The sequence below is a fragment of the Nocardioides humilatus genome (assembly GCF_008373755.1).
GTDB lineage: Bacteria > Actinomycetota > Actinomycetes > Propionibacteriales > Nocardioidaceae > Nocardioides > Nocardioides humilatus.
In genome coordinates this window covers 1-410 of the sequence record NZ_VUJV01000223.1, presented here as the reverse complement: position 1 = coordinate 410, position 410 = coordinate 1, and the positions used below count along the sequence as shown (strand labels likewise).

The window sequence follows — 410 nt, the reverse complement described above, 5'->3', positions numbered from 1 at the left end:
CCCTCAAGTATGCAGGGAAAGAATTAGAAGCGATGCGGGCCGTAGCCACAGCTTCTCATAAAAGATCATTAGCTGACTTCCAAGCAGCCTTAAAAACATACAAACCAGAGCTTGAAGAAGACGCAGTGGTGAGAGCTCATCTTGGTGCTTTGTATGATACTATGTTAGAACAGAACTTGTGCCGAATTGTAGAACCTTACATGAGAGTCCAGGTGGACCATGTAGCTCGCTGTATTCGCTTGCCCGTTGTTCAAGTAGAGAAAAAACTTTCTCAAATGATCTTGGACAAGAAACTGAATGGAATTTTAGATCAAGGAGAAGGAGTGCTGATAGTTTTTGATGAATCCCCCTTAGATAAGACTTATGAAACAGTTTTAGAAACCATCCATCATATGAGCAAGGTTGTTGAC

1 protein-coding gene is annotated in these 410 nt (G+C 41.7%); it reads left to right on the top strand.

What is annotated here, in order from left to right; all coding sequences use genetic code 11:
• The coding region (locus F0U44_RS24520) for a PCI domain-containing protein (protein ID WP_149730659.1) at positions 1 to 410 on the top strand (410 nt) is incomplete at both ends.